28 protein-coding genes are annotated in these 26,182 nt (G+C 64.7%); 5 read left to right on the forward strand and 23 right to left on the reverse strand.

What is annotated here, in order from left to right; all coding sequences use genetic code 11:
• The first annotated feature begins 220 nt into the window (after positions 1-220).
• Complete coding sequence (locus ACEOAC_RS03240) at positions 221-766, forward strand: hypothetical protein (RefSeq protein WP_182993156.1); 546 nt, start codon at positions 221-223, stop codon at positions 764-766.
• 123 nt (positions 767-889) lie between these two features.
• Here ACEOAC_RS03240 and ACEOAC_RS03245 read toward each other — a convergent pair whose 3' ends face one another.
• The 18 genes from ACEOAC_RS03245 to ACEOAC_RS03330 all read right to left on the reverse strand — a co-directional run bounded on the left by ACEOAC_RS03245 (position 890) and on the right by ACEOAC_RS03330 (position 16,866).
• A complete protein-coding gene (locus tag ACEOAC_RS03245) occupies positions 890-1,624 on the reverse strand; it encodes an amino acid ABC transporter ATP-binding protein (protein ID WP_077236161.1) in 735 nt (244 codons plus the stop codon).
• The gene (locus ACEOAC_RS03250; RefSeq protein WP_006461431.1) at positions 1,605-2,261 is read right to left on the reverse strand and encodes an amino acid ABC transporter permease; all 657 of its coding nucleotides are present in this window, start codon (positions 2,259-2,261) and stop codon (positions 1,605-1,607) included. The genes ACEOAC_RS03245 and ACEOAC_RS03250 overlap by 20 nt, the downstream gene beginning before the upstream one ends.
• Positions 2,258-2,929, reverse strand: a complete 672-nt coding sequence (locus ACEOAC_RS03255; RefSeq protein WP_182993155.1) for an amino acid ABC transporter permease — start codon at positions 2,927-2,929, stop codon at positions 2,258-2,260. The genes ACEOAC_RS03250 and ACEOAC_RS03255 overlap by 4 nt, the downstream gene beginning before the upstream one ends.
• 163 nt (positions 2,930-3,092) lie before the next feature.
• Complete coding sequence (locus ACEOAC_RS03260) at positions 3,093-3,875, reverse strand: transporter substrate-binding domain-containing protein (protein WP_006461433.1); 783 nt, start codon at positions 3,873-3,875, stop codon at positions 3,093-3,095.
• A 55-nt stretch (positions 3,876-3,930) separates the two neighbouring features.
• A complete protein-coding gene (locus ACEOAC_RS03265; RefSeq protein WP_413628682.1) occupies positions 3,931-4,680 on the reverse strand; it encodes a GntR family transcriptional regulator in 750 nt (249 codons plus the stop codon).
• A gap of 325 nt (positions 4,681-5,005) precedes the next feature.
• Positions 5,006-5,956: an NAD(P)H-dependent flavin oxidoreductase gene (locus ACEOAC_RS03270; RefSeq protein ID WP_413628683.1), complete on the reverse strand. Its 951-nt coding sequence runs from the start codon at positions 5,954-5,956 to the stop codon at positions 5,006-5,008.
• On the reverse strand, positions 5,953-6,708 hold the full coding sequence (locus tag ACEOAC_RS03275; RefSeq protein ID WP_006461436.1) for an enoyl-CoA hydratase/isomerase family protein: 756 nt from the start codon (positions 6,706-6,708) through the stop codon (positions 5,953-5,955). Before ACEOAC_RS03275 ends, ACEOAC_RS03270 begins: the two co-directional genes overlap by 4 nt.
• Complete coding sequence (locus ACEOAC_RS03280; RefSeq protein WP_006461437.1) at positions 6,705-7,184, reverse strand: MaoC/PaaZ C-terminal domain-containing protein; 480 nt, start codon at positions 7,182-7,184, stop codon at positions 6,705-6,707. Before ACEOAC_RS03280 ends, ACEOAC_RS03275 begins: the two co-directional genes overlap by 4 nt.
• Before the next feature lie 22 nt (positions 7,185-7,206).
• Positions 7,207-8,841: an AMP-binding protein gene (locus ACEOAC_RS03285; protein ID WP_413444689.1), complete on the reverse strand. Its 1,635-nt coding sequence runs from the start codon at positions 8,839-8,841 to the stop codon at positions 7,207-7,209.
• Positions 8,841-9,578, reverse strand: a complete 738-nt coding sequence (locus tag ACEOAC_RS03290) for an ABC transporter ATP-binding protein (protein WP_413444690.1) — start codon at positions 9,576-9,578, stop codon at positions 8,841-8,843. The genes ACEOAC_RS03285 and ACEOAC_RS03290 overlap by 1 nt, the downstream gene beginning before the upstream one ends.
• The gene (locus tag ACEOAC_RS03295; RefSeq protein ID WP_077236152.1) at positions 9,575-10,381 is read right to left on the reverse strand and encodes an ABC transporter ATP-binding protein; all 807 of its coding nucleotides are present in this window, start codon (positions 10,379-10,381) and stop codon (positions 9,575-9,577) included. The genes ACEOAC_RS03290 and ACEOAC_RS03295 overlap by 4 nt, the downstream gene beginning before the upstream one ends.
• Positions 10,378-11,274, reverse strand: coding sequence for a branched-chain amino acid ABC transporter permease (locus ACEOAC_RS03300; protein WP_006461441.1), 897 nt, complete (start codon positions 11,272-11,274; stop codon positions 10,378-10,380). The genes ACEOAC_RS03295 and ACEOAC_RS03300 overlap by 4 nt, the downstream gene beginning before the upstream one ends.
• A 7-nt stretch (positions 11,275-11,281) precedes the next feature.
• Entirely contained in the window at positions 11,282-12,154 is an 873-nt protein-coding gene (locus ACEOAC_RS03305; RefSeq protein ID WP_039873933.1) for a branched-chain amino acid ABC transporter permease, read from the reverse strand.
• Between the two features lie 74 nt (positions 12,155-12,228).
• A complete protein-coding gene (locus ACEOAC_RS03310) occupies positions 12,229-13,368 on the reverse strand; it encodes an ABC transporter substrate-binding protein (RefSeq protein ID WP_413444691.1) in 1,140 nt (379 codons plus the stop codon).
• Positions 13,369-13,432: 64 nt separating this feature from the next.
• Positions 13,433-14,233 (reverse strand): 2-(1,2-epoxy-1,2-dihydrophenyl)acetyl-CoA isomerase PaaG, encoded by an 801-nt coding sequence (gene paaG / locus ACEOAC_RS03315; RefSeq protein WP_413628684.1) that lies wholly within the window; start codon positions 14,231-14,233, stop codon positions 13,433-13,435.
• A 3-nt stretch (positions 14,234-14,236) separates the two neighbouring features.
• Complete coding sequence (locus tag ACEOAC_RS03320; protein ID WP_077236147.1) at positions 14,237-15,022, reverse strand: citryl-CoA lyase; 786 nt, start codon at positions 15,020-15,022, stop codon at positions 14,237-14,239.
• On the reverse strand, positions 15,019-15,936 hold the full coding sequence (locus ACEOAC_RS03325; RefSeq protein WP_241811198.1) for a MaoC family dehydratase: 918 nt from the start codon (positions 15,934-15,936) through the stop codon (positions 15,019-15,021). Before ACEOAC_RS03325 ends, ACEOAC_RS03320 begins: the two co-directional genes overlap by 4 nt.
• A 24-nt stretch (positions 15,937-15,960) precedes the next feature.
• Entirely contained in the window at positions 15,961-16,866 is a 906-nt protein-coding gene (locus ACEOAC_RS03330) for an SDR family NAD(P)-dependent oxidoreductase (RefSeq protein WP_077236144.1), read from the reverse strand.
• Positions 16,867-17,599: 733 nt separating this feature from the next.
• Here ACEOAC_RS03330 and ACEOAC_RS03335 point away from each other — a divergent pair.
• Together ACEOAC_RS03335 and ACEOAC_RS03340 are read left to right on the forward strand one after the other, a co-directional pair.
• The gene (locus ACEOAC_RS03335) at positions 17,600-18,487 is read left to right on the forward strand and encodes an IclR family transcriptional regulator (RefSeq protein ID WP_413628685.1); all 888 of its coding nucleotides are present in this window, start codon (positions 17,600-17,602) and stop codon (positions 18,485-18,487) included.
• Positions 18,484-19,341 (forward strand): IclR family transcriptional regulator, encoded by an 858-nt coding sequence (locus tag ACEOAC_RS03340; RefSeq protein ID WP_077236142.1) that lies wholly within the window; start codon positions 18,484-18,486, stop codon positions 19,339-19,341. The genes ACEOAC_RS03335 and ACEOAC_RS03340 overlap by 4 nt, the downstream gene beginning before the upstream one ends.
• 21 nt (positions 19,342-19,362) lie before the next feature.
• Here the strand turns inward: ACEOAC_RS03340 and ACEOAC_RS03345 are convergent, their stop codons facing one another.
• On the reverse strand, positions 19,363-20,922 hold the full coding sequence (locus tag ACEOAC_RS03345) for a CHAD domain-containing protein (protein ID WP_413445559.1): 1,560 nt from the start codon (positions 20,920-20,922) through the stop codon (positions 19,363-19,365).
• Positions 20,907-21,800, reverse strand: coding sequence for an AraC family transcriptional regulator (locus tag ACEOAC_RS03350; RefSeq protein ID WP_077236140.1), 894 nt, complete (start codon positions 21,798-21,800; stop codon positions 20,907-20,909). Before ACEOAC_RS03350 ends, ACEOAC_RS03345 begins: the two co-directional genes overlap by 16 nt.
• Positions 21,801-21,924: 124 nt before the next feature.
• Between ACEOAC_RS03350 and ACEOAC_RS03355 the strand changes: the two genes are divergently transcribed.
• Entirely contained in the window at positions 21,925-23,136 is a 1,212-nt protein-coding gene (locus ACEOAC_RS03355; protein WP_413628686.1) for an MFS transporter, read from the forward strand.
• On the opposite strand, the gene ACEOAC_RS03360 is transcribed toward ACEOAC_RS03355, so the two are convergent.
• Together ACEOAC_RS03360 and ACEOAC_RS03365 are read right to left on the reverse strand one after the other, a co-directional pair.
• Positions 23,133-23,432 (reverse strand): hypothetical protein, encoded by a 300-nt coding sequence (locus ACEOAC_RS03360; RefSeq protein ID WP_413628687.1) that lies wholly within the window; start codon positions 23,430-23,432, stop codon positions 23,133-23,135. The genes ACEOAC_RS03355 and ACEOAC_RS03360 overlap by 4 nt on opposite strands.
• An 11-nt stretch (positions 23,433-23,443) precedes the next feature.
• Entirely contained in the window at positions 23,444-23,848 is a 405-nt protein-coding gene (locus tag ACEOAC_RS03365) for a VOC family protein (RefSeq protein ID WP_182993151.1), read from the reverse strand.
• A 160-nt stretch (positions 23,849-24,008) separates the two neighbouring features.
• On the opposite strand from ACEOAC_RS03365, the gene ACEOAC_RS03370 reads away from it, so the two are divergent.
• Positions 24,009-24,881 (forward strand): AraC family transcriptional regulator, encoded by an 873-nt coding sequence (locus tag ACEOAC_RS03370; RefSeq protein ID WP_413628688.1) that lies wholly within the window; start codon positions 24,009-24,011, stop codon positions 24,879-24,881.
• 107 nt (positions 24,882-24,988) lie between these two features.
• Here the strand turns inward: ACEOAC_RS03370 and ACEOAC_RS03375 are convergent, their stop codons facing one another.
• Positions 24,989-25,930: a 5'-nucleotidase gene (locus ACEOAC_RS03375; protein WP_241811193.1), complete on the reverse strand. Its 942-nt coding sequence runs from the start codon at positions 25,928-25,930 to the stop codon at positions 24,989-24,991.
• Positions 25,931-26,182 lie beyond the last annotated feature (252 nt).

Consider the following 26,182-nt stretch of genomic DNA (forward strand, 5'->3'; position numbering starts at 1 on the left):
GGGTTCGCGCCAGTATGGCCGCCTTCCGGACCCCGCATTATCACGCAAATCCCATACCGGGCTCCATCTGCGTACGCGATGCTGAACCATCCGCAGGCACCGTGCTCTGAGTAGCACGGCAACAGGCATCCCGCCAGACGGGACTTTGACGGGGATGCAAGGAAATATCGCCAGCGACCGGCAAGACATGATTAAATGCTAAGCTTCTTGGGGGAAACGAATGCGCAACACGATCAGGGGTACTGTGCAGTGGATGTTGACCGGAACCATGCTGGCCACCATGGCCGGCTGTTCCATGATGCCGTGGACCGACGAGGAGGACCCGACCGTGGTCCCCTACAAGACCATTCTCAGCGGTTCCTACCAGGGCTTCCTGAAGAACTGGGATGACCAGCGCCAACCGGTCTTCTGCGCCCTGATCCGCAGCCGCAGCGAATGGGACCGCTGGATGCAGCCGGCCCCGACCAACGGTGACCAGCGCCCCACCGGCCCCTCGGCCGATCACTTCGAACGCAAGCAATACCTGCTGGTGGCCCGCACCATGAGCGCCCCGGATGCGGCCGAACGTCCGCATGTCTTCACGCCGCTGTCGGTCCGCCTGCGCGATGGCCGGCTGCGCCTGAACTACCTCTATCGTGCCCCGGCCTCGGGCGCTTCCTACCGCATCAAGGATTACCTGATGGTGGCCATTCCCAAGGAACGCTTCACCACCGGACCGGTGGTGTTCTATGAGAATGATCGCAAGGTGTGTGAGATCGAACGCTGATCACGCGTCCCGGCTCGGCTTGAGCGCTTTCATTGGCATCAAATAAAAACACCCCAGGTCCGGAAAATCTTCCGTACCTGGGGTGTCTTCTATCCGGCAATCGATGCAGTACAGTGCGGTCGCTCAGGCGCCCTGCGTCATGCCGATGAACTGCTGCAGTTCCGGGGTCTTCGGATTGCCGAACAGTTCTTCCGGCGGTCCGATCTCATGGACCTTGCCCTGGTGCATGAAGACCAGGCGATTGCAGACCTCACGGGCGAAGCGCATTTCGTGGGTCACCATCAGCAGGGTCATGCCCTCCTTGGCCAGACCGCGCATGACGGTCAGCACTTCATTGACCAGTTCCGGGTCCAGCGCCGAGGTGATTTCGTCGCACAGCAGGGCCTGCGGGCTCATCGACAGCGCGCGCGCAATCGCCACGCGCTGCTGCTGGCCGCCGGAGAGCTGGTCGGGGAAGGCGTCGAACTTGTGACCCAGGCCGACCTTCTCCAGGTTGGCCTTGGCCGTGGCCATGGCTTCGGCTTCGGACGTGCCCTTGACGATCATCGGCGCGATCATCACGTTGCGACCCACCGACAGGTGCGGGAACAGGTTGAACTGCTGGAAGATCATGCCGACCTTCAGGCGCAGGTTGCGCAGTTCCAGTTCGCTGGCGCCCAGCTTGGCGCCGGCCACGCTGATGTTGCCTTCGTCGATGCTCTCCAGACCGTTGATGCAGCGCAGGAGGGTGGACTTGCCCGAGCCGCTCTTGCCGATGATGGCGATCACTTCGCCGGGCTCGACATCCAGGCTGATGCCCTTGAGGACCTCGTTGTCGCCGAAGCGTTTCTTGACGTTGTCAATGGCGATGAGCGGCATTGTATTTCCTTTCTAAAGACTGGCTGTACTTGGACAGCGGCCAGCAAAGCACGAAGTAGAAGGCGCCCACGATGGCGAACACCGTGAAGGGGCGGAAGGTGGCGTTGGTGATGACGGTGCCGGCCTTGGACAGTTCGATGAAGCCGATGATGGACGTCACCGCAGTGGATTTGATGATCTGCACGCCGAAGCCGACGGTGGGCGCAATGGCGATACGGAAGGCCTGCGGCAGCACGATGTAGCGCATCTGCTGGAAGTAGCCCATGGCCAGCACCGAGGAGGCTTCCCACTGCCCCTTGGGTACGGCTTCCACGCAGCCGCGCCAGATTTCGGCGAGGTACGAGGCGCTCCAGCACATCAAGGCCAGTCCTGCCGCCAGCCAGGCCGGCACTTCGATGCCGAACAGCGCGATGCCGAAGAAGACCAGGAACAGCTGCATCAGCAGCGGCGTGCCCTGGAACAGTTCGATGTACAGCCGCGCCACCTGACGCAGCCAGTTCTGGCGCGAGGTGCGCATGAACAGGATGATCAGGCCCAGCGCGCCGCCGAGCAGGAAGGTGACCAGCGAGAGCAGAATGGTCCAGCGCCACGCCAGCATCAGGTTGCGGACGATGTCCCAGGTGGTGAACGAGATCATGCGGTCCTCCGGGCGGTGATGAAGTGTTGACCGATCAGGCGCAGCAGTTGGCGCAACAGGATGGCCAGTACCAGGTAGATGGCGGTGGCCACGATGTAGGCCTCGAAGGCGCGGAAGTTGCGGCCCTGGATATAGTTGGCGGCGAACGACAGTTCTTCCACCGCGATCTGCGAGCATACGGCCGAGCCCAGCATCACGATCACCACCTGCGAGGACAGCGCCGGCCAGATCTTCTGCAGCGCCGGGCGCAGGATGATGTGGCGGAAGATCTGCATGCGCGACATCGATAGCGATTGCGCCGCTTCGATCTGGCCGCGCGGGATGGCCTGCACGCCGGCACGGATGATTTCGGTGCTGTACGCGCCCAGGTTGATCACCATGGCCAGGATGGCAGCGCTGATTTCACTGATATGGATATTCAGCGAAGGCAGGCCGAAGAAGATGAAGAACAATTGCACCAGGAAGGGCGTGTTGCGGATCATCTCCACATAGGCGCTGACGATGGGCTTGAGCCAGCCCGGTCCCTGCGTGCGCGCCCAGGCGCCGAAGATGCCCACGGCCACGCCGAGCACGCCGCCGATGGCAATGAGCTCGATGGTGGTCACCACACCCTTGACGATGACGTCGGTGTAGTCGAGGGTGGAAAGGAAATCGAATTGATAAGCCATGATGTCGTGTCTGCCCTGCCTTTATATTGCTGCGTGCTGCCGGGTTGTCCGCCTGCCCTGCGATGGTGCTCTTGCTCTGAAAACGTGTATCTGGTGCTGCGTGCATCGCCGGTTCCGGGCGGAATCGGACCGGCAATGCAGGGTACTGCGGGGCTATTGCAATTTACAGGCCAGCCGGCAGCGGCAGGCCCAGCCACTTCTGCGAGATGGCGTTGAGGCTGCCATCCTTCTTGGCTTCGGCCAGGATCGCGTCGACCTTGTCCTGCAGCTTCTTCTCACCCTTGTTCAGACCGATGAAGCAAGGCGAATCCTTGATCAGGAACTTGGTTTCGGGCTTCTTGGGCGGGTTCTTGGCGATGATGGCAGCGGCCACCACGTTGCCGGTGGCCACCAGTTGCACCTGGCCCGAGAGGAAGGAGCTGATGGTGCTGTTGTTGTCTTCGTAGCGCTTCACTGTCGCAGTGGGCGGGACGATCTTGGTCAGTTCCAGGTCTTCCACCGAACCACGGGTGACCGCGATGGTCTTGCCGGCCAGGTCGGCCGCGCCCTTGACGGACAGGTCGGCCGGGCCGAACACGCCGTTGAAGAACGGTGCATAGGCAGCCGAGAAGTCGATCACTTTCTCACGCTCTGCGTTCTTGCCCATGCTGGAGATGACCAGGTCGACCTTCTTGGTGGTCAGGTAGGGGATACGGTTGGCGCTGGAGACCGGGATCAGTTCCACCTTCACGCCCAGCTTCTTGGCGATCAGGGTGGCCACGTCGATGTCCAGGCCCAGTGGCTTGAGATCGGAGTCGACCGAGCCGAACGGCGGGAAGTCGGCCGGCACGGCCACGCGCAGCGTGCCGTTCTTCTGGATATCGTCCAGGGCGTCGGCACGGGCAGCCGAAGCGGAGAACATCATGGCGCCGGCCATCAGGCCGAGCAGGAGTTTGGTCAGTTTCATAGCAGTTTCCCTAGTGTTGACGACGTTGATGAGTGGCCCTGCGCGGTGCTGGCGCTTACTGCGGCCGTTTGCCTGGCGGGCCCGCGACGCCGGTCCCTGCGGCGGCCCCCTGCCGCGAGACCGATGCCAGTGCCTGCCGCAGCGGTTCCAGCGGATCGCTGCTGCGCACCTGGTTGAGACCTGATTCCACGTGTTGCAAGTGGACCTGCATCAGGTGCTCAGCCTGTTCCAGATCGCCGCGTTCCAGCGCCTCGACGATCAGGACATGTTCCGAACACGAATCCTCCGCCTGCTCCGACGACTGATGCAGCATCGCCGTCAGCGTGGTGCGGGCGGTCAGGTCGCGCAGCGTTTCCGACAGCAGCGAGTTGCCCAGGCATTCGCACAGGCAGACGTGGAAGTCGCCCAGCAGATAGCTGCGCGCCCCGACATCGGCGCCGGCAATGGCGGCCTCTTCGCGGGCGATGTGCTCGCGCAGTTGCCGGATTGCCTCGCCGCTGACCGGACGTACCCGCGCCTGTCGCAGCAGACCCAGCTCGATCACGCGGCGCGCCTCGAAGGCCTCGCGCGCCTGCTCCGGCGTGGGTTCGATGACGAACCAGCCGCGTCGCGCACTGACCGTGACGATGCCGCGTGCCATGAGCCGCGTCAGCGCTTCCCGCACCTGGGTGCGCGAAACGCCGAACAGGTCGGCCAGTTGCTGCTCGCCCAGCCGGGTACCCGGCGCCAATTGCTTGGCGAGGATGGCCTCGGTGATGCGGATCGCAATCTGCGACGACGACTTGACGGAAGGATTGGTGCTCATGTCCCCTCATCAGCAAGTTGTGTGCCACGCTGATATACAAGATTGGCATACAACACACGGCGACGATTATTGGTGGCGAAAAGCTAGTGTGGCAAGGATTTTCGCTGGGTGCTGGGCAGGGGGAATACTGCGGGGGTGAAGTGTGCTGCAGTGCGATGCGAGTGGAAGTGAAGCTTAATACTGCACCTTCTGCTGCTTTTTGGTGCAGGAAAAGATACGCCGGGGTCATCGCCGCCGCCCCGGTTTTGTGCATTGCATTGTCGTCATGCCATCGTTGGTGGCGGGCGACGGCGGGCCTGTCCCGGCCTGCGGGACGATGGTGTGGCTAGGGCAACCGGCCCAGCGCTTCCCTGGCCTGCCGGTATTGCTCGACCAGCTGCTCCACAATGCCTGCGGCCGGCAGCACTTCGCTGACGGCGCCCAGCCCCTGGCCGCTGCCCCAGATGTCCTTCCAGCGCTTGGGGCGGGCTACATCCATGCCTTGCACCGGCGCCTCTCTAAGCTGGTCGGGATCGAGGCCGGCGGCGCGGATGCTCGGTCTGAGGTAATTGCCGGGGACGCCGGAGAAGTAGGGGGTATAGACGATATCCTCGGTGCTGCCCTGCACGATCATCTGCTTGTACAGCGGTGCCGCCGCCGATTCTTCCGAGGCGATGAAGCGTGTTCCCATATAGACCAGGTCGCAGCCCAGGGCCTGTGCCGCCAGGATGCCGCGTCCATCGGAAATGGCACCGCCCAGTACCAGCAGCCCGTCGAACAGACGGCGCACCTCGGCCGCCAGGGCGAACGGACTGAGCGCGCCGGCATGCCCTCCGGCCCCGGCGCAGACCAGGATCAGGCCATCCACACCGGCGGCGATGGCCTTGCGCGCATGGCGCAGCGTGGTCACATCGTGCAGCACGATACCGCCATAGGCATGTACCGCAGCCACTACCTGCTCGGGCGCATGCAGCGAGGTGATGACGATCGGCACGCGGTGGCGCACGCAGGTGGCCAGGTCATCCTGCAGGCGCTGGTTGGAGGGATGCACGATCAGGTTCACTGCATAGGGCGCAATGATGCGCGAAGGATGGGCCTGGCGCAGGGCGTCCAGGTCTTCTTCGATGCGGCACAGCCATTGCTCCAGTTGTTCCTGCGGACGGGCATTGAGGGCCGGGAAGGCGCCGACGATGCCGGCCCCGCATTGCGCCGTCACCAGCGCCGGATTGGACACCAGGAACATGGGCGAGCCGATCACCGGCAGCCGCAGCCGTGCCGCCAGGGTGGCGGCGCTCATGCCGTCCTCCCGCTGGCCTGGCCGAAGGCGGCGATGCGTGCGGCCATGTCCGGGCCCTTGCCGGCATTGCGGAATACTTCGTGCGCCAGTCCGGCCGCCAGGGGCAGCCCATCAGTCTCTTCCAGCAGGCGCTTGGTGGCGCGGTGAGAGAACCAGGAGCCGGCCAGCAGCTCGCGTACCAGTGCCTGGAGTTCGGTCTCGAACTGCGCATCGTCGAAGCAGAGATTGGCCAGCCCCATCTCTGCGGCGCGCTGACCGTCGTAACGCCGGCCCAGCAACATCATCTCGCGCGCACGGGCCACGCCGATGCGTCTTGGCAGGCGCTGACTCATGCCCCATAACGGCGTCAGCGCCCAGCGCGCATGGGTATCGGCAAAGCTGGCCGAGCGGCTGCAGACGATCAGGTCGCCGGCCAGCGCCAGTTCCAGCGCACCGGTGTAGCAATGGCCGTGCACCGCCACGATCACCACCTGCGGCAGCCGCGCCAGGCGATCGATGGTGCGCGCCTGCAGATGCGGCAGCGGCAGGGCCTGGCCGGCGGCGATGTCGTGCAGATCGTTGCCGGCCGAGAAGCAGCGGCCGGCACCACGCAGCAGCACCGCACCGATGTGCTCCTGTTGCTGTTCCAGCGCACCCAGGTGGGCGTGCAACTGCTGGAACATCTCTACCGTCAGGGCATTGAGCTTGTCGGGCCGGTTCAGCGTCAGCGTGCATAGCCCATCGCAGTCCTCCCGCAACACCTGCGCGCTCATGACTGCACCGACTGCGCCTGCTGGCGCGCGCCTTCGCGGGTGAGGACGAGGACCTCGCTGTCGCCTTCCTGGGCGACCTCGCCGCGCTGGTTCAGCAGCCGGAAGCGTCGTCCCAGCTTGCCGCTGCGTCCGCTCTTGCCGGCTTCCACCGTCAGGATCTCCAGCTCCAGGTGCAGTGTGTCGCCCACCAGGATGGGTTGCTTGAACTCCCACTGGCGCAAGCCCAGCATGGCAATCACCGAGTGTTCGAAGATGCCCAGCTGGTGCAGCATCCCGGTGCACAGGGCGATGCCCAGGGTGCCATGCACCAGGCGCTGACCATAGCGCGTGTGGCGCGCAAATTCGGCATCGGCGTGGATCGGGTTCCAGTCACCGGACAGCATCGAGAACATGGTCAGGTCCGTCTCCGTGAGAGTGCGTCCGCCGCTGGTGAAGCGTTGGCCGGGCTGGAAATCTTCGAGGTAGAGGGAAGGCATGCGGGCTCCGTGGGCAAAAGGGTCAGGCGGCTGCGGTCAGCCGTTGCAGCGCCATGTCGCGCAGCTTGGCGCGCTGGATCTTGGTGCCGTTCGAACTCTGGGTGGTCGGGAAGGCATCGACCAACCAGACATGCGCCGGCACCTTGAAGGGCGCCAGGTTCTGGCTGGCGCTGCGCAGGATGGCCTGCGTATCGGGACGGGCGTCGGGCGCGGCGATGACGAAGGCCACCGGCCGCGCCTGGCAGCCGATATCCACCGAGACCACCTGCACATCGGCGACCCCGGCCACGGTCTTGATGACATCCTCGATTTCCACCGGGCTGACCAGATAGCCGCCCAGCCGCATGGCGTCGCCCTGGCGAGTCAGATAGACGAAGCTGCCATCGGCGCGCAGGTATCCGACGTCGCCGGTACGGAAGTAGCCTTCGGCGTCCATTGCGCGGGCGCTGGCTTCGGGGTTGTTCAGATAAGTCACGAAGTTGGTATCGGCGCGGATTTCGATGGCGCCGCTCTGGCCGGGACCCAGCAGCTCGCCACTGTCGATGTCGCGGATGCGGATCTGCACGCCGAAAGCGTGGCTGGCCGGCAGGCCACCGCCGAGAATGCGCTCCGACAGCGGCAACGCGCGCGCTTGCAGCGAGAACAGTGCCTGCACCTCGGACGAGCCGTACAGACCGATCAAGGGGATGCCTCTGGCCCAGGCGGCCTCGGTGAATTCCACCACGCCCGGATGGAAGCAGGCAAAACCGAATACGCGTGCACTGGGGAAGGGGCGTTCGCCCTGTCCGTGTTCGATGATGCGACGGAACATCTCGTCGCTGCCGAAGACATGCGTGACCGCGTGGCGCACGATGAGCTGCGCGGCCTGTTCTCCATCGAAGGTATCCATCATCACGATGGGCTGGCCGGCAACGAAGGTCGCCATCGCCGCATTGAATCCGAACACGCCGGCGAAGGGCAGGGCCGCCAGCAGCCGCACCCCATCCTCGCTGAAGCCATAGGCCGGCGCCGCGCGCTGGCTGTGCAGGCAGATCGTGCGCTGGCTATGCAGCACCAGCTTGGGACCACTGGTGGTCCCTGAAGTGGTGAATAGGATACTGGCCATATCCGGTGCGGCGGCCGTGATGGGGTCGTCGGCGGCCACCGGCGGCAGCCGATGCAGATCGAAGCGCACTGCGGGTTTGCCCAGTACCTGCGCGGGTGGCGCATCGCCGGCATCCAGTACCACCACCTCGCGCAGCGCTGCCGCAGCTTGCGGCGGCACATCGGCCAGCACCGCCGGAAAATCGATCTTGCGGAAGTTCAGTTGCAACACCAGCAGACTGGCCTGGGAACGTTCCAGGATGTAGGCCAGCTCGTGCGAGCGATAGCGGGTATTGACCGTCATCACGGCCGCGCCCAGACGCGCCAGTGCGAAGTACAGCGCCAACCACTCGATGCGGTTGACCAGCCACAGCGCCACCCGGTCGCCGGGCTTGACGCCGCGCGCCTGCAGCCAGGCTGCGCTGCGTCGGACCATGTCATCGAATTGTGCGTAGGTAATGCGCTCTTCATCGACGATGAAGGCGGTGGCGTCGCCGCGTTCGGCCACATGACGGGCCAGCAGAGCGGGCAGGGTCAGCAGGGTCTGCGGAGTTTGCAGAGTTTGGTCGGGCATCAGTACAGCTCCATCAGCTTGGCGTTGTCGTCCAGTTCGGCGGGCAGGGCTTCGCGGATGATGGCACCGGACTTCATGACCACCACCCGATCCGAGATCTTCAGGGCCTGCTTGACGTTCTGCTCCACCAGCAGGATCGCCATGCCGGTCTCGCGCTGCAGTTGCCGGATCGGTTGCAGCAGGTCCTGGAACAACTTGGGTGCCAGACCGATCGAGGGTTCGTCCATCAGCAGGCAGCGTGGCCGCGACAGCAGTGCGCGGCCGATGGAAACCATCTGTTGCTGGCCGCCCGAGAGGGTGCCGGCGCGGCGCCCGTAGAACTGCCGTAGCGCTGGCAGGACCGACATCACCCAGTCCAGTCGTGCCTGGCGTTCGCCTTCGGCTACGCCGGCGGCCCACAGCCCCGTCTTCATGGTCTCGGCCACCGTCAGTCCGGGAAACACGCCGCGTCCCTCCGGCACCAGCGAGACACCGGCCGCACACAGGCGACGCGGTTCCACTACCGCCAGCGGTTGGCCGTCCAGCAGCACCTGGCCTTCCTGGCGGGCGACCAGACCGAACAGCGTCTTCAACAGGGTCGACTTGCCGGCGCCGTTATGTCCGATCAGGCAGAGCACTTCGCCCGGCAGCAGGCGGAAATCGAAATCGCGCAATACCGGACGACCGCCGTAGCCCACCACCAGCTGGCGGGTTTCCAGCAGGGCCGGGGCAGGGTCGGGATGGACTTGGGCATTCATGAGGTCTGGTCTCCGAAATAGATGGCGGCGAGGTGCGGATTCTTCAGTACCTCGTCCGGCAGGCCATCGGCCAGCAGCTTGCCCTGATCGAGGAAGGCGATGCGGTCGGAAATGCCGACCACGATGTCGAGGTTGTGTTCGATGATGCACACCGTCACGCCCTTGGCGACCTCGCTGCGCAGTAGTCCGAGGAAGCGCTCGTAGGAGCTGCGGTCCAGGCCCGAGGCCGGTTCGTCGAGCAGCCAGATGCGGGCATCGGCGGCCATGATGCGGGCCATGCTGAGAAACTTGCGTTCCGCATAGGAGAGGTCGAGGGCACGGGTGCGCGCCTTGGTCGCCAGGCCGGTGCGTGCCAGGATATCGTGCACCCGTTCCAGGCGCTGCTGGCGCGCGGCACGCCCGCCCGGTTGCCAGATCCACGACACCGGCTCCATCACCGTCAACACGTTTTCTTCCACGCTCATCTGGTTGAACAGGCGCAGGTCCTGGAAGGTACGGGCGATGCCCATGCGCGCGATCTGGAAGTGGCGGCGACCGATCAGGGATTGACCGCGCCACAGGATCTCCCCGTCATCCGGGACCAGATGGCCGGTGATCTGGTTGAACAGCGTGGTCTTGCCCGCGCCATTGGGGCCGACCAGCGTGGTGACGATGCCGGCGCGCAGATCCAGGCTCACATCGTTGGTCACCTTCAAGCCGCCGAAGCTCTTGTTGAGGTGGCGTATCGACAGCAGCACTTCGCCATCGCCCTGCGGCGCAAGCGCAGCCTGCATGGCGCCTTCGTGTTCGGTGATGGCATTCATGCGGCCTTCTCCTTGGCGGGTCGTGCGGACGAGGAACCGACGATGCCGCCGGGGCGATAGATCATCAGCAGCACCATGGCCAGGCCATAGGCGATCTGCTGGATCGAGCCGATCTCGGTCTGCGGCAGGAAGGACATGTAGCTGAACACGCCCGGCAGCAGCATCAGCAGCACCGTGCCTACCAGGGGGCCGAGCAGGGTGCCGGTGCCACCGATGATGACCATGGCCATCAGCAGTACCGAGGTGTCGAGCATGAAGCTCTCGACATTGATGAAGCCCATGTAGAACGCGTAGAGGGCGCCCGCCACCGCGGCCAGCATGGCCGAGATCACCACCGACAACGTCTTGATCACGGCCACGTTCTTGCCGCAGGCATGCGCGGCCGATTCACTGTCGCGGATGGCCTTGAGATTGCGACCGAACGAGGAGCGCAACAGCACGCTGGTCAGCAGCAGTACCGGGATCAGGCAGCACAGTGCCAGCAGCAGGAACTGCACCGGATCGGCCACGGCATGCCCGAACAGTTCGGCGGGCGGGATACCGATCATGCCGCCCAGCCCGCCGGTGACCGACTTCCATTCGGAGAACACGGTCACCCCCAGGACCTGCAGCCCCAGCGAGGCGGCCACGAAATATTCGCCGCGTACCCGCAACGCCGGCAGTGCCAGTACCAGCGACAGGGCGCCGGCCACCAGCATGGCCAGCGGGATCACCAGGAAGATGTTGGCGCTGGCGTGGAGCGCCAGCCAGGCCGCGCTATAGGCCCCTACGCCGAAGAAGATGGCATGGGCGATCGAAAAGATGCCGGCATAGCCCATGATGAAATTGAGCGTGATGGCCAGCACCGCATTGATGCACATGAGCGTGGCCAGATTCAGGAGATAGGCAAGCATGGTGGCCTCAGCTGGTGGCGACCCGACCGAAGAAGCCGGAGGGGCGGAACAGGATGAACAGGAACAGCACGATGAAGGTGATGGCCTCGCTCCATTGCGGCTCGAACCAGGCCAGCGCCAGGTTTTCGGCCAGGCCCAGCAACAGGCCGGCGCAGGCGGCGCCACGCAGGCTGCCCACACCGCCCACGATGGTGGCGGCCAGGCTGATGAGCATGACGTGGTGACCGATGGCTGGATTGAGTCCCGAGCCGGCCGCCGACAGCAGCGCTGCCGGCACCACCAGCAGCGAACCGAGTGCGAACACCATCATCGACAGCCGGCGCGGCGACAGGCCGTAGGCGCGCACCAGTTCCGGGTTCTCCGAGAGGGCGCGCATGGCCATGCCGGTATGGGTGCGCATGAGGAAGAGCTGCAGTGCGAAGAAGAACAGCAGCGCGATCACGATGGCAATGCCGGCCAGCGGTGACACATATAGCCCCGGCAGCCATTCGACGCTGCGCGAGAGCGGTGTGCTGACGGCCACGAAGCTGCGTCCGAACAGCATGCCGCACAGGTTCTGTACCACGATGCCGACCCCGAAGGAAGCGACGAAGACGGTGAAGAACGATCCCTCGTGCTTCTGGATCGGTACATACACGAAGCGGTTCAGCGCCAGTCCGAACAGGACCGCCGCTGCAGCCGAAGCCAGTACCGCCAGGCTCCAGTGCCACTGCGCGATGGACAGCAGGTCATAGAAGACGTAGGCGGCGATGGTAAAGGTGGAGCCGTGGGCGAAATGGAAGATGCGGGTGGAGCCGAAGATCAGCGAAAACCCCACCGCAATGAGCGCATACAGGGCGCCCACCTGTACTCCATTGATCAATAGCTGTAGCAATAGCATGTCTGGATCCTCCGGGTGCCGTCCGGCGACGGACGGCACGCTCCTGTAGTTGCACCGATGGCCGGGATACCGGATCAGCGGGCCGAGGTGCTGACCACCTTGCCACCCTTGCCGTCGATCTCGTTGATCTGCATCGGCATGGTGACCGTACCGTTGGCCGCGAAGCTGACCTTGCCGCCGACCAGGTCGAAGCTGGCGCTCTCGATGCGCTGCTTGAGCAGGTTCTCACCGGTGACAGGCAGTCCCTTCTTGATCAGCTGCTGTGCCAGCAGGCCGAACATGCGTACCGCGTTGTAGTAGTTGGCGATATAGGCCGTGGGCATCTTGTTGTACTTCTTGCGGTAGTCGTCGACGAAGCGTCGCGTCACCGGATCCTGTGAATTCCAGTCGATGTTCTGCGAGGTGTAGAGCGAGCCGGCGGCCTCGGGCAGGGCATTGATCTCCGGAATCGAGAAGGCGGTATAGCTGGCGAACTGCTGCTTGATGCCGTTGTCGCGGAACTGCTTGACGATCTGCGACTGCTGCGAGCCGTAGGAGGCCACGTAGATCACGTCCGGATTGGCGGCCCGCACACGCGCGGCGATGCCGCCGAACTGCTGCGCCGTGGCCGGCACCGACAGGGCTTCTACCAGCTTGCCACCGGCACCGGGCAGCACGCTTTCCATTTCCTTGCGGATGGCCTGGCCGAGCGGGTCATCGACATAGATCAGCACGAAGTTCTTCAGCTTGCGCTCGTTGATCAGGTAGGGAATGATGGCCCGCACTTCATAGTTGGCCAGCGGGATGATGTTCCAGAAATAGGGACCGAGTTCGGCCAGGTCCGGTCCCACGCCGCCGCCGTTGACGGCGACCGTCTTGCTGCGTCCGGCAATGGTGGAAATGGCCTTGGAAACGCCGGTGAAGGCCGACAGTACATAAGGAACCTTCTCCACGTTGACCAGCTTGTTCATGCCGATCACCCCCTGTTGCGGCAGCGCCTGGCTGTCTTCGTACTGGATGCTCAGCTTGCCGCCCAGCATCTGGTCGGCATTGATGTGGTCGGCCGCCAGATTGGCACCTGAACCGAAGATGTCGCCATAGGAAGCGTTCGGGCCACTCATCGGGAACAGCGCGCCGATGCTTATGTCCCCCGCGCGCGCCAGACCCGGTGCGGCAGACATTGTCAGTGCGCAGGCCATGATCCCGGCCGTCCATGCCTTGTTCCACTTGCTCATGTTCATCTCCTTGTCTCCTCGCTTGTGATAGGCGCTGGTCGGATGGCCGCGCCGGTTTGTACCGTCAATGCCCCCGAAAGACGGGGCTGCGTTTTTCGCGGAAAGCGCTCACGCCCTCCCGGTAGTCATCGGTATGGCCGAGCGCACGTTGACCCTCGGTCTCCAGGTCGAGTTGGCGTGCCAGGTCGTTGTGGGCGGCGGCATGGATGGCGGCCTTGGTCAGACCCAGGGCACGGGTGGCGCTGCCGGCCAGCTGCTGCACCAGCGCCTGGCTGGTCGCCTCGAACTGTGCGTCGTCCACGCAGCGCCAGATCAGGCCCCAGTTGGCCGCCTGTTCGGCATCCAGCCGCTCGTTGAGCAGGCACAGCCCCAGGGCGCGCGCCGTGCCGATGCGCTGTGGCAGAAACTGCGTGGCACCGCCGTCTGGCATCAAGCCCAGTCGTGAGAAACCCTGCATGAAGTAGGCCGAGCGAGTGGCGATGACGATGTCGCAAGCCAGCACCAGGGTGGCGCCTACGCCCACCGCCAGTCCATTCATGAGGCACACCACGGGCACCGGCAAGGCACGCAGGCGCAGCATCAGGGGTTTGTAGTAACGCTCCAGGGCTGCACCGAGATCGCGCTGCTGGCCGGGCGGCAGCGGCGCGCGGTCGCTCTGGTCCTGGCCGGCGCAGAAGGCGCGTCCGCGACCGGTCAACACCAGCACCCGCAAGCCCGACTCTGCTTCGATGCGATCAAGGAAGGCACGAATCTGCTCATGCATGGCGTCGTTGAAGCTGTTGAGCCGCTCCGGCCGGTTCAGCGTAATGCTGGCCACGCCCTGCTCGAAGCTGCACAGTACGGAACTGTCCTCCATGGCGCTCATCCCTTACTCCTGCTCGCGCAGGTGGGCGCTGGCGCGGGCTTCGATCTCGTGCCACAGCTGATAGGACATGGGCGACTCCGATTCCTCCAGCAGATGGCCGACCAGGCCGATGGCGCGCGCCATCACGCCGAAGCCGCGCACGATCTTCCAGGGAAAGCCGAACTCGCAGCAGATGGCGCCCAGCGCGCCGGTGGCATTGATGGGCAGCTGCTTGCCGGAGGCCCGTTCGGCCTCCTGCTGGATCAGCTGGATCAGTTGCACATAGCGTCCCGCCATGCCGTTCTCCTGCGCCAGCGCGAACAGGCGTGGGGTACGTGGATCGATGGGCTTGTGCACCGGATGGCCAAGCCCGGGGATGATCTGCCGGCGCTCGCGATAGTGCGCCACCGTCTGCACTGCCAGGGTCGGCAGGTCAGCTTCGTCGCCGGCCTGTTCGAAGGCTTCGTAGAGCATCCGGGCGGCGCCTTCGGTGGTGCCGACGAAGACCGTACCCAGTCCGCACAGGCCGGCTGCCACTGCCGCCTGCAGCGACTCCGGCGCACCGGCATAGGTCATGCGTGCGGCGATCGCACTGGGAGTGATGCCGTGTTCCACCAGCGTGATCAACAGGGCGTTGAACATGTTGGATTGTTGCGGCGTGGCAGTCTTGCCGGTCAATTGCAGGTAGGCGAAGTCGCCCAGGTTCATCTTGCCCAGGATGTCGTCGGGCAAGCTCTTGCCGCGCACCACGATGCGGTCGGCCGTGCTGAAGGCGATGTCGGAGCGGATCGGCTGGTTGTTGCTGGTCATGGGGTCTCCGTGGAGAAGTTCGAAGGCGTGGCATCGGTCATTTCGGCGGTACCGTTGGCGAGCACGATCACGTCGCGTTCCAGCGCACGCATCTGGAACTGCAGGTGGCGACCGTCACGCCAGATTTCGGTACGCAGGGTTTCACCCGGGTAGACCGGGGCGGAAAAGCGCGTGGCCAGGGCGCACAGGCGGCTGGCGTCGTAATCGCAGCAGCTGCGTAGCAGGGCGTGGCAGGCGATGCCATAGGTCGCCAGGCCGTGCAGGATGGGCCGCCCGAAACCGGCACGCAGGGCGGTCTGTGGATCGGCGTGCAATGGGTTGCGATCGGAAGAGAGGCGATACAGCAGTGCCGCCTCCGACCGGGTCGGCAGGTCACAATGCAGATCTGGCGCGCGCATCGGGACCGTTGGCATGGGCGCCGACGGGGCATCGGCTGGCGTGTGCGCATCGCTGAAGCCGCCGTCGCCACGACAGAAGCTGGTCTGTTCCACCGTTGCCAACAGCTCGCCGCCGGCATCGCGCAATTCGCGCTCCACGATCAGCAGCGCGCCCTTGTCACGCCCCTTGTCGATCACCGCCCTGACCCGCGAGCGGCCGACCACGCTGCCGCTGGCCGGCAATGGGCGATGCAGACGCAGGCGCTGTTCACCATGGACGACCTTGAGCAGGTCCACCCCGGCTTGCGGCGCGCCCATCCACAGGCCGGGGTGCGCCAGGATCACCGCCATGCTTGGCAAGGCCTGCAGGCGGGCCTCGTAGACGTAGCGCAGGGCTCCGTCGCGTTGCCCGTCGTCGCTGGTGGCGGCGGCTCCCAGTCCCACTGCCAAGGCATAGCGCATGGTGTCATCGGCGTCGTAGGCGTGCTGCAGGACCGGGAATTGCCAGTTCTTCAGGGTCTGGTAATCGATGCTCATGATGGGCTCGTTGCCGTGACCGGTTCAGACCGGGTCCCACTGGAAGACATCGGCGGAGCGATCCAGCGGTACGAAGCTGGCCTTGAGGGCTGGCATGGCATGCTCGGCCACGGTCTGTGCGGTCCAGCCCTCGCCACGGTGGATGGAGCGCAGCGGACGCGGCTGGCTCATCAGGAAGATCTCATTGTTGCGCACCGTGAAGACCTGGCCATTGACGTCGGCGGCAGCGTCGCTGGCCAGATAAGTGGCCAGCGGCGCGATCTTGTCGGGCGTCATGCGCTTGATCTTGTCCACCCTGGCCTGCTGTTCCTCGTTCTTGACCGGGATGGAACTGATCATGCGGCTCCACGCAAACGGCGCGATGCAGTTGGAGCGCACATTGAATTTCTGCATATCCAGTGCGATCGATTTGGACAATGCCGTCAGTCCCAATTTTGCGGCCGAATAGTTGGCCTGACCCAGATTGCCGATCAGGCCCGAGGTCGAGGTCATGTGCACCAGGCTGCCCGATTGCTGTTCGCGGAAGTGCAGCGCCGCAGCGCGACTGACGTGATAGGCGCCATAGAGGTGGACCTTGATCACGGCATCCCATTCGTCGCCACTCATCTTGTGAAACAGGGCGTCACGCAGGATGCCGGCGTTATTGACCACGCAATCGACGCGACCGAAGCTGTGCACTGCCTGCTCCACGATGCGTGCCGCGCTGGCGGCGTCGGCCACGCTGTCGGTGTTGGCCACAGCCTGGCCACCGGCCTGTCGGATCTCATCGACCACCTGCTGCGCCGGACCGGCGCTGGCGCCTTCACCGGTGAGCGAGACACCGATGTCGTTGACCACCACGGCGGCGCCCTGCTGCGCCATCGCCAACGCGATTTCACGTCCGATGCCGCCACCGGACCCGGTGACGATGACGACCTTTCCTTCCAGCATGCGGGGAGTGCTCATCTTTTTTCCTGTGCGGGAAACGACGGGCAAAGCTGCGCCCTCGCGCCGGTCTGCGCGTTGTCGTTTCGGTTGATCGGTGGTGCCGGTTCCGGTCGTGACCGGGATCCGGTGAACGCTGTGCGCCGTGACTCCTGCGGGAGTGGCGGCAGCGAACTGCTGCTGATGCTGACGTGATGGTGTTGCTCACACGTGCGGACTGCTACGACGGGTGTGGCTGGTGTCTCGTATGTTCTGCTGTTCTTGTATGCGCTTGACGGTGCTGCGGGTACTGCGATGTGCGTATAGTCTGGAAGAGCCAAAACAGTGTCAAGCCGGCCGGGGACGATGTTCCGTACATCGGAATGAATTTTTTTCTTCCATCCTCCGTGTCACTGATCGTCCGGCCGGCAGCGGCCAATTGCGCGCCGCAAGAGAAAATCCGAGTGCCTCTAGAAGTCCCCAGAATACAAGGCCGATTTGGGATAGCTGCATCGCATCAAAGCTGGTCAGGAATCTGCGGATGATCTGCGCCGTTGGAGAGAAAATTCAAAACTGCATTGGAAATTCCAAAGTACGGAACATAAAATATTCATCGGTTGACCCTCGGCGGATCGTTGTCGCAAGGTAGCGTCCAGGAAACAATCCCGCGCCTGGCGCTCTGCGCAAGGCCGGACCATAGAGGGCAAGGAGACCCGGTGAATCTGATCATTGCAGCGGCATCCATGGCCGCCGGTCGCGCATGAGCACGGCGACCCGCCAGCCTCACCCGCAGGCCCCACGGCAGCGGCGCGCACGCATCAAGGATGTGCGCCTGGTGCTGCGCGCTCCCCATCCGCCCGGCTATCGCGCAGGTGCCGATGCCGGTACGGTCGGCGAGAGTGCGGTCATCAAGCCGGTCGAACGCGGCTTCGCCGTGCTGGATGCCTTCCTCGGTACCGACGAGTGGCTGGCCAACCAGGACCTGGCCGCGCGCACCGGTCTGCCCAAGGCCACGGTGTCACGCCTGACGCAGACGCTGACCGCCTTGGGCTATCTCGGCTACAGCGAACAGCGGCGCAAGTACCGGCTTGGCGTGGCCGTACTCACCCTGGGTTTTGCCGCCATGGTCGATGCCGACGTGGTCCTGCAGGCGCGTGCACTGATGCAGAAGCTGGCCGACGACAATGGTGTCTTCGTGGCGCTGGCCGGACGTGACGGACTGGACATGATCTTCTTCGAGAACTGCCATAGCGCTTCCAGCAATGCGACCGTGGGACTGGGTGTGGGCGAACACCTGCCGATGGCATCCTCTCCAGTGGGATGGGCCTTGCTGGCCTGCCTGCATGAAAACGAACGTAATTACCTGCTGGACCACATGCGCCCCTATCACAAGCGTGACGAATGGATGCTGCTGCGCCAGAAGCTGGCCGATGCCCAGCAGCAGATCGCCGACAAGTCGTATTGCCTCTCCACCGGTGACTGGGGGCCGGAGATCACCGTACTGGCGGCGCCGCTGCAACTGGCGCAACGCATGCCCATGGTGCTCTTGTGCGCCGGCCCTGCGCTTAGCCTCAGCAAGGCCCGTGTCGAGCAGCGCATCGGTCCGCAACTGCTGGCCGTGCGTGCGCGCCTGGGGGCGGGCACATGAGTGGCGCTGCAGGGAACCGGCGTGCGGCACGTCAATTGCCGGCCGCAGCGGCGGGGCAGGCCGATGAGCGTAGCGAGGCCGGACAGGCCGCCACCCATTCGCTGGAGCGCGCGCTGTTGCTCATGAAGGTTTTCCAGGGCAGCGCCAAGCCCTTGTCGCATGCCGAACTGGTGCGTCGCAGTGGCTACTCCAAGGCGTCGGTCTCGCGCCTGACCGCCACCCTGGTGGCCCTGGGCTATCTGGATCGCGCACCGGATGGCGTGCGGGTGCAGGTGGGTGTGCGCGGCTTGCGACTGGGGCAGCGCTACCTGTCCAATAGCCTGGTACAGGATGCGGCCCGTCCTATCATGCAGGACTTCGCCGACCGCTTCGACATGTCCGTCGGGCTGGCCGTGGCCGATCAGCTGGACATGGTCTATATCCAGTATTGCAATGGTCGCAAGATCGCCACCTTGAGACTGGGCGTGGGACGTTCGGTGCCGATGGCGCTCAGTTCGATAGGACGCGCCTACGTCTGGTCACAGTCGCCGGAGCAGCGCCAGCGCCTTCTGTTCGGCATATGGAAGAAAAGCGGCGAGCACGGCCCGCAGGTGGTGGCACGGATGGAGCGTGCCTTCGGCGAGCTCGATGCCCATGGGTATTGCCTGGCGGCCGGCGAATACCAGCGCGACACCTTTGCCATCAGCGTCCCGCTGGCGCTGGGCAATCCACCGCTGCGCATGGGCCTGAACTGCAGTGCCGTGGGAGCGCTGCCGGATCGCGAGGTGATCCGCGAACAGCTGGCGCCAGCCTTGATGAAGACTGCCAGGCTGCTGATGCTGGAACTGGAAGAGGTCGACTCCAGCTGCTTCTGAGCGACTTCCGGCTGAGGGTACCTAACGCGGCAACTCCTGCGCCTGCCATTTCTTCCAAAGGCGCCGTGTGCGCGCATGACCATCCCCCGCCTGTCCGCTCAGGAAGCCGCGGACCCAGGCCACGCTGGGCGCCAGCCGGGCCTGCCGGCGCTGCAGTTGCTGCAGCAGGGCGTCGGCCACGATCAGGTCGTTCTGCTGGCCGAGCTGATCCTGCAGGCGGGCCAGCGCCTTGAGATAGGGGCGGCTCTTCTTCTCGCCATACAGGGCCAGGAAGAATTCGATGTCATAGCGCATCTTCTTGGCGGCGATGCGGGTGCGGTGACGGGCGCGAGCGCTTTCGTCCATGTGCGCGCCGCGTTTGTTCAGCCGCTTTTCATCCTGACGCAGATGCTGTCGGGCAAAGCGTGCCAGGGCTTGCTCCAGGGCTTGGCGGTTGTCCCCCGTGGCGGTCGTGCGCCAGCCGGCCTGCAGCAGCCAGCGACTGAATTGCAGCACCAGTGCGGTGTAACGCGGCGAGGCTACGGTTTCGACCGCCTGCGCATGTTGCTTGCGCGCCTGGATCAGGGCGGCGTGACGTACCGCCTCAAGATCGATTCCCGCGATGTTGTCTGCTGCCAGGCCCGGCAGGGTGGATAGGGTCTGGGTGGCCAGCACGTCCCAGTCGCGGGCGTGGCCGATGGCTTCGGCGATCCAGGTGAATTCCTGCTCCAGTGCAGCGGGCAGGGCGATCACCTCGCCGAACAGGCTGAAGGCAGAACGCAGGCGTCGCAGGCCTACGCGCATCTGGTGCAGGCGTTCGATGTCGCCGCTGTCCTGGTCGGCAATGTCGTTGGCCTGGATCTGCGCCACGCAATTGCCCACCACTGCGAGGAAGGCCTGTTCCACCGGCATTTTGCGCGCCAGTTGCAGCGCCGTGGCGCGGCTGGCGGAGGAGATCGGCGCCGCATCGCCGCGCCGGGCCTGGTGGAACAGGGTATAGCCGCGCTGCGCCTTGCTCTGGATGCCGATGCGCAGGGGCAGGTCCTGCAGCAATTGCAACGCGAAGTCGAACAGGGCATTGACGTCACCGCTCTTGAGCTCCAGCTCGATCTCGCACACCGGCGACTGCAACGCGCCGTGTTCCACCGTCCCCTGGTCCAGTACGCATTCCACTTCGGTGCCGTCTTTCAACCGCAGGTCCCACACCATGCGCTGGATGCGGGTGCTGAAGATAGGCGTGATGCGTGCCGCCACCTCGTCGGACAGGATCTCGGCCACCTGCTCGTCGTCGCCGGCCACCAGTGCACGCAGCGCGAGCAGGTCCGGGGTCTCCGCTGCCACCTGCGACTCCCACTCGTTGCGCTGATGCAGCCCGCCGGACACGCCGCCGCCGGCCTTGAGGGTCTGGATGAATTCATTGCCGGTGCGGCGCACCCGCAGGCCGGCATCGTGACGACGCAGCAGCAGGTCGGGGGTATCGAAGTAGGTGCCGGTCTGGTCCTTGATGCGCGGCGCAGCCAGGGCATGGCGCTTGACCAGCGGATGACGGATGAAGGCTTTGGTGTGGGCCGGGGCGAGCAGGAGTTTCAGTTCGGTTTCCATGAGGGGGTCCGTTTCGGTTGGAAGTAGGGGGCCGTCGGCAGCGGTGGCGAAGTTGGCGAGGGCGGCGGCGGGTGCACCTGGCGCTGCGCCATGTAGCGCGCCGGTGGCTTGCCCAGGGTCTTCTTGAACATGGTGATGAAGGCGCTGACCGAGTCATAGCCCAGGTCCTGCGAGACGCGTTGCACCGAACTGCCCGAGGCCAGACGCTGCAGCGCCACCATCAGGTGGATCTGGCGCCGCCAGCGGCCGAAGCTCATGCCGGTCTCGGCCTGGACGAAGCGGGCAAAGCTGCGCTCGCTCATGGCGTGGCGCTGACCCCACTCGGCCACGGTGCTGCGGTCGGCCGGCTGTTCGGCCAGGCGCCGGGCGATCTCGCGCAGGCGCGAATGCTGGGGCATGGGCAGCGGTGGCGGCAGGTGTGCGGGCTGGGCCTGGCGTTGGCTGTGTTCCAGTTCTTCCACCAGTACCGCCGCCAGGCGCGCAGTACGTTCATGGGGGGCATAATCCTGTGCCTGTTCGGCCAGGTGGCAGATCATCTGAACCAGCAGGGGCGTCAGCGCCAGTGTGCAGCAGGTGGTGGGCATGCGCGCCGCATCGGGATCGATGAACAGGAAGCACAGCTGGCCGTCCAGTGTGACCCGGTTGCTGTGGGGCACGCCGGCCGGGATCCACACCGCCGATTGCGGCGGCACGATCCACATGCCCTGCGCCGTCTCGCAGGTGACCGCGCCATGCAGTGCCACCACCAACTGACCCTTGCGATGGCTGTGGAAGGGCGTTTCCCGCTCGCTCTCGTGGGTATGCACGCGCAGCGCCGTCACGGCGGCGGCCAGGCGGTCCGGATCGTGTTCGACGAGGCTGGCGTAGAGAGTGGGCATATGCGTGGTCATGCGGCGGCAGGGCAGGTGGGTTGACCGTTTTTAGCAATATCCTGGCATTGTAGCCAAATACGTCCACGCTGCGATTGGCTAAGCTTGGCGCTCCATCTTTCCGCCCGCTGACATGCACGCTACCGACACCGATTCTTCTTCCCCAGCCGCCAGCCCGTCGGCTGTGCGCCGCGCCGCTCGTCTGTGGCTGGTGGCCGGTATCCTGCTGATCGCCGCCAACCTGCGCGCCCCGGTCACGGCCGTGGGGCCGGTCATGGAACTGCTGCAGCAGACCTTTGCGCTCTCGGCAGGGGCAGCCGGACTGATGCTGACCTTGCCCCTGCTGTGCTTTGCGCTCATTTCGCCGCGGGGGGCGCGGCTGGCCCGAAGCCTGGGGCTGGAACGCGCCCTCTTGCTGGCCTTGCTGCTGATCGCCGCCGGCATCGTGTTGCGCTCGACCGGCTCGATGGCCGCGCTTCTGGCGGGGACCTGTATCATCGGCTGTGGCATCGCCGGCGGCAATGTCCTGCTGCCCAGCCTGCTCAAGCGCGACTTCCCTGACCAGCTCACGCGCATGACTGCGATCTACGCCCTGACCATGGGCGGTGCCTCGGCGCTGGGCTCGGTGTGTGCGGTGCCGCTGGCCGGCGCCCTGGGCTGGTCATGGGCGCTGGCGACCTTCATCGTACTGCCGCTGGTGGCCATCCTGGTCTGGTTGCCCCAGTTGCGCCGTGCCACCCGCCCCGCTGCCATGCCGGCCCGCGCTGCGTCCATGTGGCGCCAGCCCCTGGCCTGGCAGGTGACTTTTTTCCTCGGCACCAATTCGCTGGTGTATTACGTGGTCACCGCCTGGCTGCCTTCGATACTTGCGGCCAATGGTCATAGCGCGGTCGAGGCCGGCAACCTGCATGGCCTGATGCAACTGGCCTCGGCCCTGCCGGGCTTGCTCCTGATCCCGCTGGGCGGGCGCATCCGCGACCATCGTCCGGTGGCAGCCAGCATGTCGGCGGCCACCGTGCTGAGCCTGGTCGGCCTGATTGCCTGGCCGCAGGCCTCCATCGTCTGGGTGCCGCTGTTCGGGTTTGGCACCGGCGCGGTGCTGATCCTGGGCCTGGCTTTTGTCGGCACCCGGGTATCGACGCCACCCCAGGCGGCGGCGCTGTCGGCGATGGCGCAAAGCGTGGGTTACCTGCTGGCCGCCGCCGGTCCCATCCTGATGGGCCGCCTGCACGATGCCAGCGGCCACTGGACCGTGGTCCTGGCCTTGTGCGCGGCCGGTGCGGTACTCATGGGTGTGCTGGGCTGGCTGGCCGGCAAGCCGGGCCGGGTGATTGCGTCGCCCTAGTCCACTGCATCGACGGCATGCTGACAAGACCTGACTGACCAGTCGACCGTGGCATGGTCGATGGCGGCATGCACGGGTGAACCGGCCAGCTCGGTGACGATGCCCCGGGCCGCCCGCTGGCCGTTAGCGACCGAGGTCCACAGGAGCATGTCGACGACCATCCCGTCGTCCTGTACGCAGATGCGCCGCAGGATGAATCCGGGCTGTTGCCTGAGCCATTCGTCGACATCGGCATTGGCCGCGATGAATTGCTTCATCGTCACGCCGGGCGCGAGGTGAAAGCGCGTGATCTCCATTGCCTGCGCCATCATGCCTCCGGGTGTTGCCAGCTCTTGTAGACGAACTCCAGGCTGTAGCCATCCGGGTCCAGTACATTGGCGGCGTAGTAGCGTGGATCGTAATAGGTGCGTGCTGCCGGCGCGCCATTGTCGGTGGCACCGGCGGCCATTGCCGCCGCATAGGCTGCCTGTACTTCATCACAGCTATTGGCGACGAAGCCGACATGGGCGGCCTGTCCTTCTACCTTGCCCTCGCGTAACCAGAAGAACATGCGCCCACGGGCGCCGAAGCCTTTCAGGTCAGGGTGTCCTGGCGGACCGTCCTTGCCGTCATAGTCATGGCGTGCGGTGATGCCCAGTGGCGCCAGGGTTGCCGTGTAGAAGGAGATCGAGCGTTCAAGGTCGCTGACCGACAGAAATAGGTGATCCAGCATGGCGTCGTTTCTTTCGTGAAGCAGGGTTTGTCGGAATCCTTCAGCTTAGCCACTCAGGCGCAGACTCGCCGTGCCGGTTCCTGCCTCAAGCCTGCCTGTTTCTGCTTTTTCATTGCCGGAGCACCGTCATCCCGGTTCTAATGCGCAGATGAAAGATCAATTGAACGAACTACGCCAGCTCGCCGCAGGGGCCGAGAACCGGCGTACCGAGACCGGCATTGCGCGCGTGGCCATGGTGCAGGGGGAGATTCCCCAGCACCAGTTGGCCGCCGTCTACGATCCCATGGTCAACCTGATCCTGCGCGGCAGCAAATCCATGACCGTCGGCGGCAGCACCCTGCATTACGATCCTGCGACCTATTTCGTGATGTCGGTAGACCTGCCGGCAGCCGGGACTGTCCATCCGGATGCACAGGGGAATCCCTATCTTGCGGTGAGCCTGACGCTGGACCCCGGCATCATCGTCAAATTGCTGGGCGACCTGCCGGACCATATCGGGCGACCCAAAAACTCAGCCGGTTTTTCGGTGGCGTCGGTGACGCCGGAACTGCTCGATGCCTGGATCAGGATGTTGCGCCTGATGGGGCAGCCGGCCGACATTGCCGCGCTGGCCCCGGTGTATGAACGTGAAATCCTCTATCGTGTCCTGCAGGGGCCGATGGGCTGGATGCTGCGCGACATCGCCCTGCCCGACAGCGCGCTGGCGCGGATCAATGCGGCAATCCAGAGAATACGTCGTGACTATGCGCAAGCCCTGCGCATCGAGGACCTGGCCGATGGCGTGGCCATGAGCGTGTCTGCCTTCCATCGCCACTTCAAGGCGGTCACCGCGATGAGCCCGCTGCAATACCAGAAGCAGATCCGTCTGTTGCAGGCCCGTACCTTGCTGGTGGCCGCGCGCTATAACGTCAGCGCCGCCGCCCATGAAGTGGGCTACGAGAGCGCGACCCAGTTCAGCCGGGAATACGCACGTGAGTTCGGCAGTCCTCCCGGACGTGATGCCGAAAGGATAGTGCGCGAGATGAAGCCCTAGGAACGTTGAAAAAGCCGTGCCGTGTCGCACAGGTTGCCATGGCTCTGCGATGTGTGACCGGGTGAATGCGGCTGAAGGGTTTGTCTCCGCCCGCATCCAGTCTCACCTCAGCCCTTGCCGGCTCGGCTTCGCGCCACTCGCCCACCCTCCAGCGTGCCGCCCTTGTACGGCACGCGTCCCGACGGCACCACCACTGCCGCCTTCTGCACATGCCCCTCCTGATCGTCGAAGAACATGTGGGCGCCGAAGGCCTGCAATACCTCCGCCTTGTTCAGGCCACCGAGGAAGAAGGCTTCGTCCACCGTCACGTTCCAGGTACGCAGGGTGTGGATCACGCGCTGGTGTGCGGGACTGTTGCGGGCCGTGACGATGGCGATGCGCACCGGGCACTGCTTGGGCGGAAACTGTTTCTGGATCGCCGACAGGGCCAGCAGCAGCTTGGCGAAGGGGCCTTCCTTCATGGCCTTCTTGCGATGCCGCTGCTCGTGGCGGGCGAAGGCTTCCAGGCCCTTCTCGGCAAAGATGCGTTCGGACTCCGCCGAGAACAGCACGGCGTCGCCGTCGAAGGCGATGCGGATCTGGTTGTCCGGTGCGCTGTAGTCCAGCGGTGCCGCATACAGTTGCGCAGCGGCCACGCCGGCATCGATGGCTTCCTGCACGTCACCGGTATCGCGTGACAGGAACAGGTCGATCTTGAAGGCCTGCAGGTAGGGTGCGGTCGGTCCACCGCCAGTGAAGGCGGCACGGCTGATGTCGAGCTTGTGGGCGGCGATCGCGTTGAAGGCGCGCAGGCCGGTATCGGGCGTGTTGCGCGAGATCACCACCACTTCCACCAGCCGGCGTTCCGGGATCAGTTCATTCAATTGCAGCAGCGCCTTGACCAAGGGGAAGGCCGTGCCGGGTTGCAGAGGATCGTTCTCGTGGGCGCGCTGGTAGTCAGCGTAGGTCTCGACGCCTTGCTCGTCGTAGATGGCGTTTTCCACCTCCAGGTCGAACAGGGCGCGGGAGGAAATTCCGATGACGAGCTTGTCCGAGAGATCGTAGGGCATGCGGCGAATCCGTAGCGGGAAACCGTCGATTGTAGAGCCAGCCGCCCGACGATGCAGCTATGGCTCAGATATTCACATTCTTGATGTCTGGAGCGAACGGCTGGATATAACACTCCAATTTCTTTCATCTCCTTCAAATTCTTGCAAAAAGGGGGTGTTACTCCGCGTAAAGAGAAAAAATCGGATTGCCGGCCTCAAAATAAATTTGTATGATGACCGGATAACCTGACGATAAAACGACCGCGAGACAGC

The organism is Herbaspirillum frisingense, from assembly GCF_047325095.1.
Taxonomy (GTDB): Bacteria; Pseudomonadota; Gammaproteobacteria; order Burkholderiales; family Burkholderiaceae_D; genus Herbaspirillum; species Herbaspirillum frisingense.

Coding starts and splice junctions, on each gene's coding strand:
- ACEOAC_RS03240 (WP_182993156.1), top strand. CDS start 221: ATGCGCAACACGATCAGGGGTACTGTGCAGTGGATGTTGACCGGAACC.
- ACEOAC_RS03245 (WP_077236161.1), bottom strand. CDS start 1,624: ATGCCGCTCATCGCCATTGACAACGTCAAGAAACGCTTCGGCGACAAC.
- ACEOAC_RS03250 (WP_006461431.1), bottom strand. CDS start 2,261: ATGATCTCGTTCACCACCTGGGACATCGTCCGCAACCTGATGCTGGCG.
- ACEOAC_RS03255 (WP_182993155.1), bottom strand. CDS start 2,929: ATGGCTTATCAATTCGATTTCCTTTCCACCCTCGACTACACCGACGTC.
- ACEOAC_RS03260 (WP_006461433.1), bottom strand. CDS start 3,875: ATGAAACTGACCAAACTCCTGCTCGGCCTGATGGCCGGCGCCATGATG.
- ACEOAC_RS03265 (WP_413628682.1), bottom strand. CDS start 4,680: ATGAGCACCAATCCTTCCGTCAAGTCGTCGTCGCAGATTGCGATCCGC.
- ACEOAC_RS03270 (WP_413628683.1), bottom strand. CDS start 5,956: ATGAGCGCCGCCACCCTGGCGGCACGGCTGCGGCTGCCGGTGATCGGC.
- ACEOAC_RS03275 (WP_006461436.1), bottom strand. CDS start 6,708: ATGAGCGCGCAGGTGTTGCGGGAGGACTGCGATGGGCTATGCACGCTG.
- ACEOAC_RS03280 (WP_006461437.1), bottom strand. CDS start 7,184: ATGCCTTCCCTCTACCTCGAAGATTTCCAGCCCGGCCAACGCTTCACC.
- ACEOAC_RS03285 (WP_413444689.1), bottom strand. CDS start 8,841: ATGCCCGACCAAACTCTGCAAACTCCGCAGACCCTGCTGACCCTGCCC.
- ACEOAC_RS03290 (WP_413444690.1), bottom strand. CDS start 9,578: ATGAATGCCCAAGTCCATCCCGACCCTGCCCCGGCCCTGCTGGAAACC.
- ACEOAC_RS03295 (WP_077236152.1), bottom strand. CDS start 10,381: ATGAATGCCATCACCGAACACGAAGGCGCCATGCAGGCTGCGCTTGCG.
- ACEOAC_RS03300 (WP_006461441.1), bottom strand. CDS start 11,274: ATGCTTGCCTATCTCCTGAATCTGGCCACGCTCATGTGCATCAATGCG.
- ACEOAC_RS03305 (WP_039873933.1), bottom strand. CDS start 12,154: ATGCTATTGCTACAGCTATTGATCAATGGAGTACAGGTGGGCGCCCTG.
- ACEOAC_RS03310 (WP_413444691.1), bottom strand. CDS start 13,368: ATGAGCAAGTGGAACAAGGCATGGACGGCCGGGATCATGGCCTGCGCA.
- paaG (WP_413628684.1), bottom strand. CDS start 14,233: ATGAGCGCCATGGAGGACAGTTCCGTACTGTGCAGCTTCGAGCAGGGC.
- ACEOAC_RS03320 (WP_077236147.1), bottom strand. CDS start 15,022: ATGACCAGCAACAACCAGCCGATCCGCTCCGACATCGCCTTCAGCACG.
- ACEOAC_RS03325 (WP_241811198.1), bottom strand. CDS start 15,936: ATGAGCATCGATTACCAGACCCTGAAGAACTGGCAATTCCCGGTCCTG.
- ACEOAC_RS03330 (WP_077236144.1), bottom strand. CDS start 16,866: ATGCTGGAAGGAAAGGTCGTCATCGTCACCGGGTCCGGTGGCGGCATC.
- ACEOAC_RS03335 (WP_413628685.1), top strand. CDS start 17,600: ATGAGCACGGCGACCCGCCAGCCTCACCCGCAGGCCCCACGGCAGCGG.
- ACEOAC_RS03340 (WP_077236142.1), top strand. CDS start 18,484: ATGAGTGGCGCTGCAGGGAACCGGCGTGCGGCACGTCAATTGCCGGCC.
- ACEOAC_RS03345 (WP_413445559.1), bottom strand. CDS start 20,922: ATGGAAACCGAACTGAAACTCCTGCTCGCCCCGGCCCACACCAAAGCC.
- ACEOAC_RS03350 (WP_077236140.1), bottom strand. CDS start 21,800: ATGCCCACTCTCTACGCCAGCCTCGTCGAACACGATCCGGACCGCCTG.
- ACEOAC_RS03355 (WP_413628686.1), top strand. CDS start 21,925: ATGCACGCTACCGACACCGATTCTTCTTCCCCAGCCGCCAGCCCGTCG.
- ACEOAC_RS03360 (WP_413628687.1), bottom strand. CDS start 23,432: ATGGAGATCACGCGCTTTCACCTCGCGCCCGGCGTGACGATGAAGCAA.
- ACEOAC_RS03365 (WP_182993151.1), bottom strand. CDS start 23,848: ATGCTGGATCACCTATTTCTGTCGGTCAGCGACCTTGAACGCTCGATC.
- ACEOAC_RS03375 (WP_241811193.1), bottom strand. CDS start 25,930: ATGCCCTACGATCTCTCGGACAAGCTCGTCATCGGAATTTCCTCCCGC.